This is a genomic window from Aquimarina spinulae, assembly GCF_943373825.1.
Taxonomy (GTDB): Bacteria; Bacteroidota; Bacteroidia; order Flavobacteriales; family Flavobacteriaceae; genus Aquimarina; species Aquimarina spinulae.
This window is the reverse complement of the sequence record NZ_CALSBP010000001.1, coordinates 633,583-651,307: the sequence shown is the minus strand read 5'-3', so window position 1 is coordinate 651,307 and position 17,725 is coordinate 633,583. Positions and strand designations below refer to the sequence as shown.

Here is a 17,725-nt window from a genome sequence, read left to right as displayed (position 1 = left end):
ACTTGACTCTTTTCTTTACATTAGGCGATCAAATTCACACAAATGAAAACATTTTTTACCGCTACCTTACTTCTATTATCTACCATTTTAATTGCACAAACAGATCAACGTATTTATGATATCATTAATGCAGTCTCTGCAGATAGAATTGAAACTGATATCAAAAAATTAGCAAATTTCGGAACTCGCAATACATTTAGTGATACTATTTCTCAGACACGAGGTATTGGAGCAGCCCGAAGGTGGATCAAAACAGAATTTGAGAAAATCTCTACCGATTGTAAAAACTGTTTAGATGTATTTTATCAAAAAGATTTTGTAACCAAAGATATGGGATCCAGAGTACCTCATGATGCCTGGGTGGTAAATGTAGTAGCTGTACAAAAAGGAACAAAGTATCCTAACCGCTACATTATTATGAGTGGAGATATCGATTCTCGAGCCAGTGATACTATGGATTTTACTACCGATGCTCCCGGTGCAAATGATAATGCTAGCGGGATGGCAGGAACCATTGAAGCTGCAAGGGTATTATCAAAATACACTTTTGAGAACAGTATTATTTATGTTGGATTGTCTGGAGAAGAACAAGGTCTCTTTGGTGGTGGTGGATTAGCAAAATATGCTAAAAACAAAGGCTGGGACATTATAGGAATCCTTAATAATGATATGATTGGAAATATTAAAGGAGTAGACGGGGTTATCGATAATCGTGCGTTTAGAATATTTTCTGAACCTACCAATCTTACCGATGACGAAAAAACGGTAAGACGTAGACGTTTTTATGGTGGAGAGGTCGATGGAATTTCACGTCAATTGGCCCGATATGTGCATAAAAATGTAAAAGCCTATATGCCAGAGATGAACCCAATGATGATTTATCGATTAGATCGCTTTGGTCGTGGTGGGCATCACAGACCTTTTAATGATTTAGGCTACGCCGGAATTCGAATTATGGAAGCACATGAAAATTACACACAACAACATCAAAATATTCGTGAAGAAAACGGAATCAAATACGGAGATGTTGTAGAACATGTTAACTTTGATTATGCTGCAAAACTTACCGCAGTTAATGCTATAAATTTAGCAAGTATTGCCTGGGCTCCTCCTGCCCCATCCGAAGTAAAAATAGGCGGTATTGTAGAGCCTTCGGCAAAATTTAAATGGAAAAAAGCCAATGACTCAAATATTAAAGGTTACAAAATATACTGGCGAGATACCACTTCTCCTACCTGGAATCATAGCCGTTTTGTAGGAAATGTAGACAATTTTGTTCTAAATGGCATTGTTATTGACAATTTCTTCTTCGGAATAGCCACTGTCGGAATAAACGGTCATGAGAGTCCGGTTGTATTTCCATCAGAAACTTTTAGATAAATTACAGAAAAGAGTCTGCTAATAATTTCGAAACTAATACAAAAATGATTATTATGCGAATTCTACTGATCTAACAGTTAGACATTAGTATAATTATCGAGAAATAAACATACCATAGATGAAGACATTCTATACTATAGCCTTTAGCATTTTAAGCTTTACCCTACTATCTGCGCAAGAGTCACAATTTACCAGGCAAGATTCATTACGAGGATCGATAACTCCAGAAAGAGCATGGTGGGATTTAACCTATTACCATCTTGATATTGCTGTAGATCCCGATAAAAAAACTATTTCAGGAAAAAATACAATTCATTATAAAGTGTTGAAAGAGCATAACGTAATGCAAATCGATCTGCAACCACCTTTAAAAATAGAAAAAGTACTTCAGGATAATAAACCGTTACAAGTAACATCTGAAGGAAATGCTCATTTTATAACACTAGCAACAGCGCAAAAAGAAAATAGCAAAAATGCAATAGAAGTATACTATAGTGGTAAACCTCGTGAAGCCGTTCGGGCACCATGGGATGGTGGTATTTCATGGAAAAAAGATCAAAATGGGAAACATTTTGTAGCTTCCTCTTGCCAGGGATTAGGAGCTAGCGTTTGGTGGCCCAACAAAGATCATATGTATGATGAAGTAGATAGTTTACTAATTAGTGTTAATGTACCATCTACCCTTATGAATGTATCTAATGGCCGATTGCGTAAAACAGAAAAACATGACAATGATACTAAAACATATCATTGGTTCGTAAGTAATCCAATTAATAACTACGGTGTAAATATCAATATCGGAGATTATGTGCATTTTGGAGAACAATATGAAGGTGAAAAAGGTAAACTCGATATGGATTATTATGTATTAAGAGACAACCTGGAAAAAGCGAAAAAACAATTTAAAGATGCCCCAAAGATGATGAAAGCCTTTGAGCATTGGTTTGGCCCCTATCCATTTTATGAAGATAGCTTTAAACTGGTAGAAGTACCTTATCTAGGGATGGAACATCAAAGCTCTGTCACTTATGGAAACAAATATATAAATGGATACCTTGGTAATGATCTTTCTGGATCAGGATGGGGATTAAAATTTGATTTTATCATTATTCACGAATCTGGTCACGAATGGTTTGCTAATAACATCACCTATAAGGATGCTGCAGATATGTGGATTCATGAAGGTTTTACAGCGTATTCTGAAAGTCTTTTTCTTGATTATCATTATGGAAAAAAGGCCGCTGCAGAATATGTAATAGGTACCAGAAAAAAAATCCAAAATGATTCTCCAATCATCGGTACATATAATGTAAATAATGAAGGATCAAGTGATATGTATCTTAAGGGATCAAACATGTTACACACACTACGTCAACTTATAGAAGATGATGAAAAATGGAGATCTGTTCTTAGAGGGCTTAATGATACATTTTATCATAAAACAGTGACAACAAAACAGATCGAAGATTATATTAGCAAACAAACCAACATCGATTTAACTCAGTTTTTTGATCAATATCTAAGAACCGTAAAAGTACCCGTTCTCGAATATAATTTTAAAGACGGCAAATTAAAATATCGTTATAGCAATATCGTAGATAAATTTGATATGCCCGTACGTCTCTTTATAGATGATAATCCAGAATGGATACAGCCTAATGCCAATTGGCAGACAAAAGATCTTAAAGGAAATAAACTTACTGTAGATCCTAATTTTTATGTAAACATAAAAGAACTATAGTAATATAAAATGGCATCTTATCTTATTCCGTTTACCGCTGCTTTTATATTAGGTGTATCTAAATCGGGACTCAAAGGAATGGGGATTGTGGTCGTAACTCTAATGGCATTGGCACATGGTGCAAAAGCATCTACAGGAATACTACTACCTCTTCTAATTTTTGCAGACGTTTTGGCTGTACTCTATTATAACCGACATGCCCGTTGGAAATATCTCTTCCAATTTCTCCCATGGATGATTGGTGGAGTTCTAATAGCTGTTTTTGTAGGAAAAGATCTTCCTGAATATATATTTAAGAAAGGAATGGCCGTGATTATCATTAGTAGTGTTATCATTATGTTTTTTTGGGAACGATACGATAAGAAAAATATCCCTAATAAGCTTTGGTTTATTGGCAGTACTGGATTTGCAGCAGGTTTTACTACAATGATCGGGAACCTGGCAGGAGCCTTTACCAATATCTTTTTTATGGCAACTCGAATACCAAAAAATGAGTTTATTGGCACTGCAGCCTGGCTTTTTTTTATAATTAACCTATTTAAACTACCTTTTCATATTTTTAGTTGGAATACCATAAATACAAAGTCGTTAACCGTGGATTTATATTTAGTTCCAGGAGTTGTATTAGGATTCATTATTGGACTTAAAGTAGTAAAGCAATTTAAAGATCACCAATACCGAAAATTTATTTTAATCATGACAGCAATTGGAGGGTTAGTTATTTTATTCAAATAATTACAAGTGATATCAAATGATTTCTGGTGTAATTGTTTAAATACTTTAGGTTAAAACTTGGCAAAAATCACTGTTTTATTCAATAGCTACCAAAATGTAATTTCTTTTGAATATTTTTAGCCTTTATAAAAGTTTCAAAAAACGAAATTTACAATGTTTCCAGAACTACAAACCGAAAGATTATTCCTAAGACAATTAAAAGAAAGTGATGATCAAGTGATTCTCTTTTTACGATCTAATGAAATCGTTAATACATTTGTAAAAAGACCTAAAACAAATACAATTGAAGAAGCTATCAATTTCATCAACAAAATTAATAAAGGTATTGATGAGCAAAATTGGTTATTTTGGGGAATAACAGTAAAAGATAAACCCAAACTTATCGGTACTATCTGTCTGTGGAATTTCTCTGAAAACAAAAAAACAGCAGAAGTAGGGTATGATTTACACCCAAATTTTTATAGACAAGGGATTATGAATGAAGCACTAGTAAGTATCCTAGATTATGGGTTTAAAACTTTAGAACTAGATACTATAGAAGCGTTTACTCATAAAAACAATGAAGCTTCAAAAAAGCTACTCATAAGAAACAATTTCAATCATATTGAAGATAGAATAGATAGTGATAATCCAGATAATATTATTTTTTCTATTTCTAGTGATAAATAACATAAAAATACTCCTTAAAAAGTAAGCCAAAACTAGAAAAACTGATTTTGATATATCAAATGTTATTAAAATCAATAAGATCAAAAAAAGTAAAAAATGAGACTCTTAATAATAGTGAGTACCATAGCGGTTAGTATTATCATCATTCTTATTGTTCTTCTAAATAAGCGAAAACCAATATCCAATTGTATTCTTTATGAAAACTATATTTTAATAAGAGATTCACCATATTCTGATGCCCTAAGCGATTATGAAATTATAAAAGAAGAAGATAGTCTTAGATTTAGAACCAAGGAAGGTTACTCCTTATTTATCTTAAAAGTAAATTCTGAAGGGAACCAGGACGTAAAATTAATAGGGCTTGCCAGTTATGGGGCAAGAAATGTTGAATTTAATCGATACATATGTAATTTGGTTGATCAAATCAACAACAAAACAAATACCAATTAAACGCATAGTTCATACTTAGAGTTAGCAGTTTTTAATTGAAGTATCTCTACACTACCAATTTTCGCAATTTTATCTTCAAATAAAAGTACACATACGGTATATGTACCTTTCGTCCCCTATTATTCTTCATTTCCCAGATGATAGCATATACATTTGTCTTGTGAAAAAAATTCATTAATTAAAATTGAAAAACTATATGAAGCTTTTAAAAATCTCATTATTAACACTCTTTTTGACTGTTAATTTTACATCTCTGAATGCGCAATCAAAGACAATATCATATACCCTAAAAAAAGGGCACGTATTTGATATCATTTTTATAAATACCAAACCCGACACTAAACAAAAACTACAGAATTACTTTAAAACTGCATTTCCTGTTGCCGAAAAAATGGGGTACCATAGGTTACCTGGCGTTGCTATAAAAGGAAGTCCGACTCAAGGCAATTATCATCCCGAAAGTATGATTTTTGGATATTGGGATACCCTTAATGGGCGAGAGAAATTCTTACAGGATATTCAAAAAACAATGCCAGATTTTCATGAAGAGAGAAGAAATATCTGGTCTACATTTGGTCTTACTTATTACGAATTAAAACAAGATCTTTCTTTTAGTATTAATCCTGAGAAATTTAATATGGTTACTGCGTATTGGCATAAAGACAAGTCGTCTTTTCAAAAATTTAAACAAAGATGGATACAAAAAATGAAAAAAGCAGGCGGTCAAACACAAGTTGAATTTACAGAAGGTGCGTCTCCTTTTGGGTATAACTACAATCCAGATTATTTGGTGATTACTACCTGGGAAAACAAGGCCGCTTTTGAACAATTTTATAAAGAAAATCTAAAAATGGATCATAGTTCGGTGAAACATGTGAACCAATTTCAGATTTAGTAACTATTTTAGACCTATAAAAAGCAGGTTATTAAATAACCTGCTTAATACATCATTATGCAAACACTTTTAAATCAACTCGTATATTTTGGTTATTTCCAGAGTTTATTTTTACTCTGTATTTATTTTTTTTCGCCAAAAAACAGAAAAAACATTAATGGATATGTTGCTTTTTTGGTTTTGGTTCTTATGATTGGTTTATCGGGCCGAGTACTTTATATATCAGATATCTTTGGTAAAAACTTTCGGTTGATTGCATTTTCTGAGTTTGCAACACTCCTATTTGGATCCACAATTTACTTGTTTACCAAATCTTCATTATTAAACAAACGTTTTTCATATCAGGATTTGTTACACTACCTCCCTGGGATTTTCTATATCATCTTTGTTGTTTTTATGTTTATGCTTCCTACAGACGAAGTTATTGGAGCAAGAATTAAAAGTGGAGAATTATTTCGTACCATAACTATTTTTATTGGTATTGGTCTATTATTCAACATTACATATTGGGTAATGAGTCTTCAGTTATTTCTTTCTTTTAGGAAAGGGTTGCGCGATGAATTAAGTTACACCGTAAAGACACAGTTTTTCCTTAATTTTCTGATTGCAATTGGTATTTGCTTACTATGCTGGGTTATTGTGTATTTCATTAGTATTTTTGGATTTGAAACCATAGAAAGGACAGCAAGAGAAACAATTTGGTTAAGTATTGCATTAATCATTCTTTTTATTGCTTATTACGGTATGATTTCTCCTAACCTATTTAAAATCATCCCTGTCGGGGCTCAAAAAAAGTATGCGCAATCCAAATTATCTAAATCAGATCTAGATCAATTGCAAGCCAAATTAGATCAGTTAATGGTAGAGAAAAAACCGTATCTCAATAGAAAATTATTAAAAGCAGAACTTGCTGACATGCTGGGAGTAAGCAGTCCAGAAATAGCCCGATTATTGAACGAAAATATCGGCATGAATTTCTTTGAATATATTAATTATCATCGAATTAAAGAATTTGTAGAATTAGCACAAACAGATAAAGCAAAAAACTTCACTTTTTTCGGGCTGGCCCAGGAAGCTGGTTTTAATTCTAAAACTACATTTAATAAGTCTTTCAAAAAATTGATGGGAACGTCTCCAAAAGAATATTTTACTTCTCAGCAATAAAAAATAATATTTATTGCTCGTTAACATTTAAGAAAATTTTCAAATTAAATTATTAGATATCATATATTTTTAGAAGTGAAAATAAAAGGTCTTCATCATGAAATATATACTTAAAATTGTTTTGGTATCTGGTATTAGTTTATTGACGTATCAAACAAATGCACAATCCAAACAAGATTCTCTGGATATTAAACAAGTAGCTTTGGATTATCTAGAAGCCCAACACAATGTAAACCCCAAGCAATTTGAACGCGCTGCCCATCCTAGAATGGTAAAAAGGACTTTTTGGAAAAACAAAGCTACAAACAAAGAATACCTTCGAGAAACATTTACTGATTTTATGGTAATTCTCTCAGAGTTTTATAATAGTAACGGAGATAAGTTTCCCAAAAAACCAAAAAAAGAGGTTATTATATTAGATGTTTTTGACAAGACAGCTTCTGTAAAACTTATTGCCGATGAGTGGATTGATTATATGCATATTGTAAAAATAAACGGCACATGGAAAATTGTAAATGTCCTTTGGCAATTTAACGATTCGTCCAAACATTAATTACAACACCTTCTCTTATAGACAGTTCCTATCCAATAGCTTTAGCTATTCTATACTTTATTAGCTTGATTCTAACAAGTTATTTTTATTCGTTTTTATTTTTTTATCCCATGTGTAACAATTCACAACTTTCTGCATCAAAGGGGAAAATCAAAATAGAAATACAATAAAAATAAAGACATGAAAACATTTAGAATTACCTTATTAGTGCTAATTATTATAAACTTAGGATTTAGTCAAACATCAGCTATCAAAACTGAAATAGTTGGGCAAGGAAATCCTGTATTATTTTTACCTGGTTTTACCACTCCTGGATCGATATGGAACGAAACCGTTGAACATTTAACTACAAAAAGTGAAGCTCATCTTATTTCTTATGCTGGTTTTAATGGCAACCAGCCTATTGCGATGCCATGGTATGATACTATTAAAAAAGAATTGATCGTATATATCAAAAACAAAAATCTAACCAATGTAACTATTATAGGACATAGTATGGGTGGAAACTTAGCTATTGATCTTGCTGCAGCACTACCCGATACAATTACCCGGTTAGTTATTGTAGATTCTATCCCGTGTATGCGAGAATTAATGATGCCAGGAGTACCAGAAAGTCAAATACAATACGATAGCCCATATAACAAGCAAATGCTACAGGCAGAAGATACACAGTTTAAACAGACTGCTACCATGATGGCACAAAACATGACCAATAATAAAGATAAAGTAGATACTCTAATTAATTGGATTATGGAAGCTGATCGCGAAACCTATGTATATGGATATACCGATTTATTAAAACTGGATTTAAGAAAAATTCTAAACAAGGTAACTGCAAAAACTTTAATTCTGGGAGCATCATTTCCTTCTGTAGAGGTTGCAAAATCTAATTATGAAAAACAATATGCTACTTTAGCAAACAAATCTATCAAGATGGCTTCAAACAGTAAACACTTTATTATGTTTGATCAACCCCAATGGTTTTATACAACAGTAAACGCTTTCCTAGCAAATGAGTAAAAAAAATCAACAACTTTTTGAGACTGTATATCGTCAGTGTTACCCTATGGTTCAGCAAATGTGTCTCGGTTTTATGAAAGGAGATATAGATATGGCTAATGACCTTTCGCAAGAAGTATTCATTAATATCTGGAATGCTCTCGAAAACTTTAAAGGGCAATCTACTCATAAAACCTGGGTGTATAGAATCACGGTAAATACATGCTTGCAATACATAAGAAAAGAAAAAAATAAAAAGAGATTATCCTTTGATAAAATAGAACATGTACTGGTTGATGAGTCACAAAACCAAGATGCAGAACAAGAACAAGGATTGTATATAGCCATAGGCCAATTAGAAGAACTGGATAGGTTAATCATTATGATGGTGTTAGAAGGACAGGACTATGAAACTATATCACATGTTTTAGGTATTAAACCCACCAATGTTAGGGTGAAAATTCACAGAATAAAGAAACGACTTAAAAAAATATTAGATCATGAGTAATGAATTTGACGAATTGCAACGTAAGTGGCAAAAAAGAAAAAAAGATATTGAGAGTAATTCTGGAGTACTAGAAGAGACATTATCTTCTATTACTTCGAAGAAAAATTCTAATATCCGTTTTCACTACGGAAATATCATAATACTATCAATCACATTAATAGGAATATCTACCTTTTTCTATTATATAGCTCCAGTAAAAGAAATACTAAGTAGAATTGGAGTAGCGCTAATGATAGGAGGATTACTACTACGAATACTAATCGAATGTATTAGTGTCTTAAAATCAAAAAAGATCGATGTAATAGACAATGTCTTAAAAACAACCAATAATACAATAGCATTTTATAAGTTTAGAAAACGTATTCATGGGCCAATCACTATAACCATCATAGCATTGTACACTATTGGTTTTTATATGATCACTCCAGAATTTAGCTTATACTTTACTACATGGCAAATGGTAATGATCGACATTTCCTATGTTATTGGTGCTATTATCTTTATTAAGTTCGTTAGAAGTAGTATTCAAAAAGAAATACGAACCCTTTTAGAAATTATTGAGCTAAAAAATAAAATTATTGAAGAAAACGAAGCATAAAAGCCTTCTCTTTGCCCATTTAATAATATATAAATAATACTATTTATTAGTATTTTAGCTTAAAATCAGATTATCAAAAATATCATTTTTGTCATACCACCCAAAGTTCATTTATTAGATATTAATGGTCCAGCACATATCTTTTATGAAGCCAAAGAATATGGGGCTGATATCGATCTTCATTTTGTTACCATAAACAATGAAGAAGAAATAGAGAGCAGTGCTGGGCTGTATTTTGCTAAGCTTTCTAATTTTGAGAAATTTGAATTAACAGAGGGTGATTTTATTTTTATCCCTGGGATAGAATTTCAATTACTTTCTGATTCTGAATTTATACAAAAAAGTAAAGCATTTTTTGATTGGTTACATATTCAATATTCTAACGGAGTCAATATCTGTTCTGTATGTACGGGAAGTTTTTTACTTGCAGAATCAGGATTATTAGATGGGCATAAATGTACAACGCATTGGAAATATTTTAAAGAATTCACTAATAAGTTTCGCAAAGTTGATCTGGTTAATAATAGATTATTTGTTGTAGATAATCGTTTGTATTCTAGTGCAGGAGTCAGTTCTGGTATTGATCTTTCTTTATTTATTATCGAGCAATTATATGGCCCTAAGTTTGCTACAGATATAGCCAAAGAAGTAGTTATATATTTTCGTCGTAGCGAATCTGACCCTCAACTGAGTGTTTTCTTACAATATCGAAATCATCTGGACACTCGGATTCATGATGCCCAAGATTATATGACAAAACACCTCCATACTTCATTCACCCTAGAAAATATGGCTGATTATGTACATATGAGTAGTCGTAATCTTACGCGACTCTTTAAAAAAACAACGGGGATTACTATTGGTGCCTATCTCGAAAAACTTAGAATAGATAAAGCCATACATCTTTTGGCCGATGGTAATAAAGTTAGCTATGTTGCCAACCAATGTGGATTAAAAAGTACGAACCAATTAAGAGCCTTACTTAAAAAACATAAAGGTGTATTGCCTGTTAACTTCACATATATATAATATATCTGTCCTAATACTGCGCACACTTGTCCTTTTAAGGCACATAAAAGACATTTAATTTTGAAGAATTAATCATTACTCAAAAAAGAATGCAAAAGTTACTATTATTATTGTTGTTGATCAATATATCAGCTATATCACAATCTTCAGTAAATTCTAATGAAATTTATGTATGTCCTCCTTGCAATAGTAGTTGCGACACTTTAAAATTTAGCAAACCTGGAACCTGCCACCATTGTAATATGAAACTTACTACAAAAAAGGAACTTCAAAAACTAGCCAACAAAAAAATGACAATTGCCTTCTATTTACAACCTGGTATAGAAGTATTAGATTTTGCTGGACCTATGGAAGTATTTGCATATGCAAATTTTGAAGTTTTTACCGTTTCTAAAACCAAAGAACCTATTATCTCTCAGGGAATCCTGAAAATACTCCCGGATTACAGTATAGCCAATAGCCCTAATGCAGATATACTTGCTTTTTTTGGAGGAAACTCTTCCAGTGCTTTTAATGATCCGAAAGTAATTGAATGGATAAAAACACAACAAAACATCGAATACCATTTCTCGGTATGTACAGGAGTATTTGCATTAGCAAAAGCCGGAGTTCTTGATGGTAAATCAGCAACCACTTTTCATAACGCGTTGAATGGATTAGAAAGTAATTACCCAAATATAACAGTGATAAAAGATGCCCGATTTGTTGATAACGGACAAGTAATCACCACAGCTGGTATTTCTGCAGGTATTGATGGTGCCTTACATTTGGTAGCAAAACTTCAAGGGTTTAATGAAGCACGAAGAATAGCATACCATATGGAGTATGATAAGTGGGTACCAGGAGAAGGGGTAATTTTATCAGAAGATGATCCTTATAAAAATTATAGTGACAGAACAATTCTGGAAGCATACACCGGAACTTATGAATATCTGGATGGGGCTAAAGTAAAATTAAAAATCAACCCTAGAGAAAAAGCTCTTTATGCCATAGTAGATGATAGAAACTATCCGATTTTTCATGTACAAAATAATATTTTTAAGAACCTGGCTAATCATAAGATCACATTTATAAAGGATAAAAATAAAAAAGTTACAGGATACACATCTTCACAACATCCAAAAACAATATTTCATAAACTAAGTAATTAATACCAATCTATCTAACAGCACAGTTTAAAATCTCCCTTGTTCAACTTTTATTTCAATTTATAACGCAAAACTGTAACAATCTTTAAACAATAGTATCTTTAAAAAAGATGATGCTCTTTAGCCTCATCTTTTTTAAGGAATATAGCTATTTATTCACTTTTTAAATCAATCATTATGGATTTGCGTTTTAATTCTCTTACAGATACCATTCATCATCAATCCAACGAACGTCCAAATATTTCAAAAAGAGTAGTGTATATAGCACTACTCTTTTTTGTGTTTTTCAATACTGTATATAGTAATTCGATTGACATAAAAACAAAATTAGAAAATTTAATAGAGATGTCTAATGGTGCTATCGCATATGCATACCCTGTATCTTCTATAACTATTGATGGGAATACCCAAGATTGGCCAAAAGATTTTACTCGTTATCCTATCAATAAACTACCATATGGTGGTGGGCCTAAAGACAAAAATGATTTTGATGCTTATTTTCAGGTAGGATATAACCTCTCTGAAAAAGCGCTTTACATTATTGTTGTAATAACAGACGACTCTCATATTGTAGATACTACCGATGCATCAGAGTGGAATACACAAGATACCTTTAATTTCTATATCGACGAGCAACACTCTCCCGATGGCTCTGGTGTAGATTTATATCAGTATAGCGAAAATTATAAAGACACCAATAATCAATCTATAAGCTGGGATCCTACAAAGAAAAATACGAATTGGGATGCTATAGAGATCAAGTCCAAACGAAATAAAAACACCACTATTTATGAATGTAAAGTAAAACTGAATAGTACCATAACTACAGGTAAATCTATTGGAATCGATCATGTGTTCATAGATAAAGATGCCGACGATGATCAAAACTCTAATTCTTTTATTGCCTGGGGAAATAGTGGCGGTAAAAGTAGTGCCCCAGGAAGACTTGGTGATGTAATATTGATGAAAGAAAAAGAAAAAACAGGTACAATCAGTGGAAAATTAAAATGGAAAAATAGCGCTATAAAAGGCTATCCTAACCGAATTCGATTTACATCTACTCATAACCCTGCCCTTTGGACGCAAACCTCAGTAGATTCAACTGGAAATTACACCTTAGATCTCCCCTCTGGTGAGTATATCATTTCACCAGCATCAGGTTTATTTTACCAAGATGAAAGTCAATTTAGAGACAAAGAGCTTTTTAGAATACATACAAAAGATGCCAATATCAAAGTCACAGCGGTAGCAAATAAAAACATCACAGCGCCAACATTAGAATTATCTACTATTTCTAATCCAGATATAATCCCAAACAAAGGAGTTTTACACAATTTTGATATCAAAAAAGCTTCTATAATCGATACGTTTATTAAAACATATCAGGAACATTATCAAATCCCCGGAGTATCCCTTGCATTGATTAAAAATGGTAAAGTCGTCTATCATCAAACCTACGGAGTAAAGAACACACTCACAAAAAAGAAAGTAGATCACAATACCTTATTCGAAGCAGCTTCGATTACCAAACCTGTTTTTGGTTTTGCTGTAATGCGATTAGTAGAACGTGGTATTATTGATCTTGATAAACCATTATATGAATATTTGCCATTTGAAGCCATTGCTCATGATGATCGCTATAAACTTATAACAGCCCGACATGTAATGTCTCACAAAACAGGATTTCCAAACTGGGCTTGGATGAACGAAGATGGAAAGATTGATATTAAATTTACACCAGGTACCAAATATCAATATTCTGGCGAAGGTTTTGAATACTTAAAAAGAGTAGTTACCAAAGTAACAGGTAAGGATATCAATACTATACTAAAAGAAGAAGTACTTACACCATTAGGATTAGAAAACACCTATTTCTCTAAAAATGAATACCTGGTCAAAGTAGTATCTAATGGTCATTTTGATAACCTGCCATCACAGGCTTCATTACCAGAAAATCCGGGTATGGCCTGGAGTATGCATACAGAAGCTAAAACATTTACCAATTTCTTATTAGGATTACAGAACAAAAAAGGGCTAAAACCAGAAACCTATAAAGAAATGTTCAAAATACAAACCAGAATTCCTAAAGATAAAGAAGATCCTGTTCCAGAAGGATGGGAAAACTATTTTGGATTAAGTATCCATATGCAAAAAACACCATTTGGTCCTAGTTTTGGACATGGAGGTAATAATGGTGATTTTAGATGTGAAGCTATACTGTATAGTGATCTCAATATGGGATATGTTGTATTCACCAATAGTAATACAGGGGATAGTCTTAATACTGCTTTATTAGAGTTTTTAATTACTGGTAAGCAAAAGAAAGAGTAATAGTCAACTTTCCTATACACTACTAAAGCCCAAAAAACAATCAAGACAGGGAAGTTTTTTGGGCTTTTTCTTGCCTGTAATTCTCCTAACCATACTCACAACTTAGAAATTATAATTACCTTGGTGCTTATATTTAACGATTGTGCATAATACACAAGAAATGGAAGTAAGTAATATCATTAAACCTATTCAGGCATATTCAAACGCTTTAAGAAAAATTTATCCCGATTTAAACTCTGATGAAATACATTTTATAAGCAGTAAAGTTACAGTTACCAAGTTAAAGGCTAAAAAACTATATTTAACAGCTGGAGAAATTCAAGAAAGTTTAGGTTTTGCCTTTAAAGGTTTATTACGAAGTTTCTATATCAATGATAAGGGAGAAGAAATAACAATTTCTTTCATAAAAGAGAATAATTATGCAACAGATTATGGTGCTTTTATCAGTCAAACTCCTTCTAAGTATTACATTCAAACCTTAGAATCATGTTTATTAGTAAATGTTCCATTTACTTTAATACAAGAATGTTATTCTAAATATAAAAATTTCGAAAAATACGGTAGATTGATTGCTGAAAAACATTTAAATAGAAGACAAAATAGGATTGAAAGTTTTTTATTTGAGAATGCTGAGCAAAGATATATTAACTTTATTTCACAAAATAAAGACATTCTAAATCGTATTTCACTTACACATCTTTCTTCTTTTTTAGGCATTAAACGACAAACATTAACCCGAATTAGAAAAAGATTAACTCAATTTAATATTGACACAAATGTGTCATGTAATAAATTCTAAAATGATAGATTTTTGTAAGGTTATCAATAACCTATCAAATGAATTTAAAAAAAGCACTTAACATCTTACAGAAGATATCTCCAAGATTAACTGCACAAATAGCATTTAATTTTATTTCAAAACCCAAAAACAGGAAAATAAGAGCATTTGAAAAATCGATATTAGAAATTGCTACGGAAAGCATAATTCGGTTTAAAAAATTTAATATTAAGACCTATACATGGGGAAACGGAAATAAGAAAGCATTATTGATACATGGATGGGGAGGAAGAGCTTCTAATTTTGGAGCAATCATTCCTGAATTGACAAAAAACGGATACCAAGTTATAAGTTTTGATGGCCCTTGTCATGGAGCCAGTACAAAGAAGAAAACAAGTTTTTTTGAAATGTCTGATGTCGTAAAATTGTTTTTAGAAAAAGACAAATACGATTTAATAATTACACATTCAATGGGTTCTGTACTTGCCTTTACAGCTATGAGTACATTAAAATATAAAATAAACCAAATGATTATATTAACGACCCCTAGCAGGTTTTTAGAATTTATTGGACTTGCTGTTATTCAATTTGGTTTAACAACTGAGACCACTAAATTATTGATTAATAAAATAAAAAAAACGACAACAAAGTACGACCCTGTAACATTTAAAGTCGGTACTGTTATTAAAGATATAGAAATGAAAGATGTAACATTCATTCATGATAAATATGATAAAATAATCCCAATAGAAAAAACTAAATCGGTAAGTTCCTTATTTAAGAACTCTAAATTTATTGAAATAGAAGGGACTGGACATTTTAAAATGCTTTGGTCTAAAAAAGTAATTAAAATTATTGAACAACAAATTCTAAGTTACAATACACAACAAATATAATTAGTTAATACAGGGTGATTTTAAGGTAGATTTAAACTCTATTTTTTAACCTATTCATAATAAAAAACAATACATGAGAAAAATTGGAATACTCGGTCTTGGTGCAATAGGTTCTGTAATGTCACGGATATTAGTAGCACATCCCGAAAACGAAATATTCTATTATACCAGAACCCCTAAATCAAAAATCAAAATACAATTTCAAGATGAAAAAATAGAAATACCTATCAATTCTAAAAAAGAAAGATCAGAAGAACTAGATTGGTTACTTATATGCTTAAAAGAATATCATTTTGACACTGCTAATGATAAATTGGCACAATTAATTGGAACGAATACTAAAGTAGCTGTTATAAGAAACGGTATAGAATTAAAAGCACCTATTACGCCTTTTACCACAGATAAAAATATTTTGGAATGTATGATTGATTGTCCAACTCAACCTATAGAGGATAATTATTACTTACAATTTTCAAAACCAACACTTAAAGTCCAAAAAAGTGAATTAGCAAAACGATTTAGAGAGCTTTTCACCAAAAATGATGTGCAAATAATAGAAGTACTAGATTACAAAACTGAAAATTGGAAAAAATTAATAGAAAGTTCTGCACTGGGATCCATACTATGCTTAACCGGAAGAACATGTTCTGTTTTCGAAAATCAGGAAATCGTTGATCTCTTTAAAAATCTATTGAGAGAAGGAATTGAAGTAGCAAAGTCCGATGGGGCTATGATTGAAAGTAGTTTCGAGCCTGAAATATTACATAAAATAGCTACGTACTCTAAAACAAAAGGAAGCTCAATGCTATCAGATCGATTATTCGGAAACATCATAGAAGTTAATGCAAAAAACGGAGCGATTGAAAAGGTGGCTCTAAAAAATAAAATTGCGACACCAATTAACGATACTATTTGTAAATTACTCAGGCAAATAAATCAGAATTAATACCTAAAATAAATGAGTAAAATTGCTATACAAGGAATACAATTTGATAAAAAGTCCTCTTTTCAACAAGGTCCAGGACTTGCTCCCCCATTAATTAGAGAAGCATTACACTGTGGTTCGCTTAATTTATTTACCGAAAACGGAATCACAATCGAAGATTCCCGAATAACCGATAAAGGAGATTTTGATATTTCAGATTATTTTGAGATAGAGACCATAACTTCAAATCATTTAGCATCTGAAACAAAAGTTTTTACCTTGGGAGGGGATCATTCTATTACATTTCCTATTATTAAAGCATATCATAAAAAATATCCGAAATTAGATATTTTACATATCGACGCGCATTCTGATTTGTATGATAACTTTGAAGGTGACAAATACTCCCATGCTTGTCCTTTTGCAAGAATTATGGAAAATGGATTCGCCGCCAGGTTAGTTCAGGTGGGGATTAGAACATTAAATACCCATCAGGCAGAACAGGCAGAAAAATTTAATGTCGAAATTCATCAAATGAAAAACCTCGATGTAAACAAAATATCTCAATTTGATAATCCCATATATATCTCACTGGATATGGATGGTTTTGACCCGGCTTATGCGCCTGGAGTTTCGCATCATGAACCAGGAGGTCTATCATCTAGACAAGTAATTGATTTAATTCACAATATAAAAGGCGAAATTGTTGGTGCCGATATCGTAGAATACAATCCTAATAGGGATTTTCAGAATATGACAGCATTTCTGGCTGCCAAAATGATGAAAGAAATTTTAGGAAAAATGTTATAAAAATAATGTCGTAGAAAACAATTTCCAAACACTATCAAGAAGTTATCAACGTAATGATTTCACTGAAAACAAGGTACTATAAATTACTCATGATATCTATCTTTGATTCAAAGATG

General features: G+C 31.9%; 18 protein-coding genes. All 18 read left to right on the top strand.

The window, feature by feature from the left end; genetic code table 11:
- Nucleotides 1-42 precede the first annotated feature (42 nt).
- The 18 genes from NNH57_RS03015 (at nt 43) to speB (ending at nt 17,609) form a co-directional block, all read left to right on the top strand.
- Entirely contained in the window at nt 43-1,380 is a 1,338-nt protein-coding gene (locus tag NNH57_RS03015; protein WP_108808662.1) for a M28 family metallopeptidase, read from the top strand.
- A 118-nt stretch (nt 1,381-1,498) separates the two neighbouring features.
- Nucleotides 1,499-3,121 (top strand): M1 family metallopeptidase, encoded by a 1,623-nt coding sequence (locus NNH57_RS03010; protein ID WP_108808661.1) that lies wholly within the window; start codon nt 1,499-1,501, stop codon nt 3,119-3,121.
- A gap of 9 nt (nt 3,122-3,130) precedes the next feature.
- On the top strand, nt 3,131-3,856 hold the full coding sequence (locus tag NNH57_RS03005) for a sulfite exporter TauE/SafE family protein (RefSeq protein ID WP_074410100.1): 726 nt from the start codon (nt 3,131-3,133) through the stop codon (nt 3,854-3,856).
- Between the two features lie 153 nt (nt 3,857-4,009).
- Complete coding sequence (locus NNH57_RS03000) at nt 4,010-4,525, top strand: GNAT family N-acetyltransferase (RefSeq protein WP_074410099.1); 516 nt, start codon at nt 4,010-4,012, stop codon at nt 4,523-4,525.
- 96 nt (nt 4,526-4,621) lie between these two features.
- Nucleotides 4,622-4,975 carry a hypothetical protein gene (locus tag NNH57_RS02995; RefSeq protein WP_074410098.1) on the top strand — a complete coding sequence of 118 codons (354 nt, stop codon included), beginning with the start codon at nt 4,622-4,624 and terminating at the stop codon, nt 4,973-4,975.
- 196 nt (nt 4,976-5,171) lie between these two features.
- Complete coding sequence (locus NNH57_RS02990; protein ID WP_074410097.1) at nt 5,172-5,870, top strand: hypothetical protein; 699 nt, start codon at nt 5,172-5,174, stop codon at nt 5,868-5,870.
- Nucleotides 5,871-5,927: 57 nt separating this feature from the next.
- On the top strand, nt 5,928-7,034 hold the full coding sequence (locus tag NNH57_RS02985) for an AraC family transcriptional regulator (RefSeq protein WP_074410096.1): 1,107 nt from the start codon (nt 5,928-5,930) through the stop codon (nt 7,032-7,034).
- A gap of 97 nt (nt 7,035-7,131) precedes the next feature.
- Nucleotides 7,132-7,587 (top strand): nuclear transport factor 2 family protein, encoded by a 456-nt coding sequence (locus tag NNH57_RS02980; RefSeq protein WP_074410095.1) that lies wholly within the window; start codon nt 7,132-7,134, stop codon nt 7,585-7,587.
- A gap of 180 nt (nt 7,588-7,767) precedes the next feature.
- Nucleotides 7,768-8,607 carry an alpha/beta fold hydrolase gene (locus tag NNH57_RS02975; RefSeq protein WP_074410094.1) on the top strand — a complete coding sequence of 280 codons (840 nt, stop codon included), beginning with the start codon at nt 7,768-7,770 and terminating at the stop codon, nt 8,605-8,607.
- Entirely contained in the window at nt 8,600-9,094 is a 495-nt protein-coding gene (locus NNH57_RS02970; RefSeq protein WP_074410093.1) for an RNA polymerase sigma factor, read from the top strand. Before NNH57_RS02975 ends, NNH57_RS02970 begins: the two co-directional genes overlap by 8 nt.
- Nucleotides 9,087-9,692 (top strand): hypothetical protein, encoded by a 606-nt coding sequence (locus NNH57_RS02965; protein ID WP_074410092.1) that lies wholly within the window; start codon nt 9,087-9,089, stop codon nt 9,690-9,692. Before NNH57_RS02970 ends, NNH57_RS02965 begins: the two co-directional genes overlap by 8 nt.
- Before the next feature lie 69 nt (nt 9,693-9,761).
- Complete coding sequence (locus tag NNH57_RS26445) at nt 9,762-10,721, top strand: GlxA family transcriptional regulator (protein ID WP_306345577.1); 960 nt, start codon at nt 9,762-9,764, stop codon at nt 10,719-10,721.
- 89 nt (nt 10,722-10,810) lie between these two features.
- A complete protein-coding gene (locus NNH57_RS02955; protein ID WP_082995033.1) occupies nt 10,811-11,872 on the top strand; it encodes a DJ-1/PfpI family protein in 1,062 nt (353 codons plus the stop codon).
- Nucleotides 11,873-12,046: 174 nt separating this feature from the next.
- The gene (locus NNH57_RS02950; protein WP_108808660.1) at nt 12,047-14,200 is read left to right on the top strand and encodes a serine hydrolase; all 2,154 of its coding nucleotides are present in this window, start codon (nt 12,047-12,049) and stop codon (nt 14,198-14,200) included.
- A gap of 160 nt (nt 14,201-14,360) precedes the next feature.
- Nucleotides 14,361-14,999, top strand: a complete 639-nt coding sequence (locus NNH57_RS02945; protein ID WP_074410089.1) for a Crp/Fnr family transcriptional regulator — start codon at nt 14,361-14,363, stop codon at nt 14,997-14,999.
- 38 nt (nt 15,000-15,037) lie between these two features.
- Entirely contained in the window at nt 15,038-15,874 is an 837-nt protein-coding gene (locus NNH57_RS02940) for an alpha/beta fold hydrolase (protein ID WP_074410088.1), read from the top strand.
- 73 nt (nt 15,875-15,947) lie between these two features.
- On the top strand, nt 15,948-16,820 hold the full coding sequence (locus NNH57_RS02935; protein WP_074410087.1) for a ketopantoate reductase C-terminal domain-containing protein: 873 nt from the start codon (nt 15,948-15,950) through the stop codon (nt 16,818-16,820).
- Between the two features lie 12 nt (nt 16,821-16,832).
- On the top strand, nt 16,833-17,609 hold the full coding sequence (speB, locus tag NNH57_RS02930; RefSeq protein ID WP_074410086.1) for an agmatinase: 777 nt from the start codon (nt 16,833-16,835) through the stop codon (nt 17,607-17,609).
- The last annotated feature ends 116 nt before the right edge of the window (nt 17,610-17,725 follow it).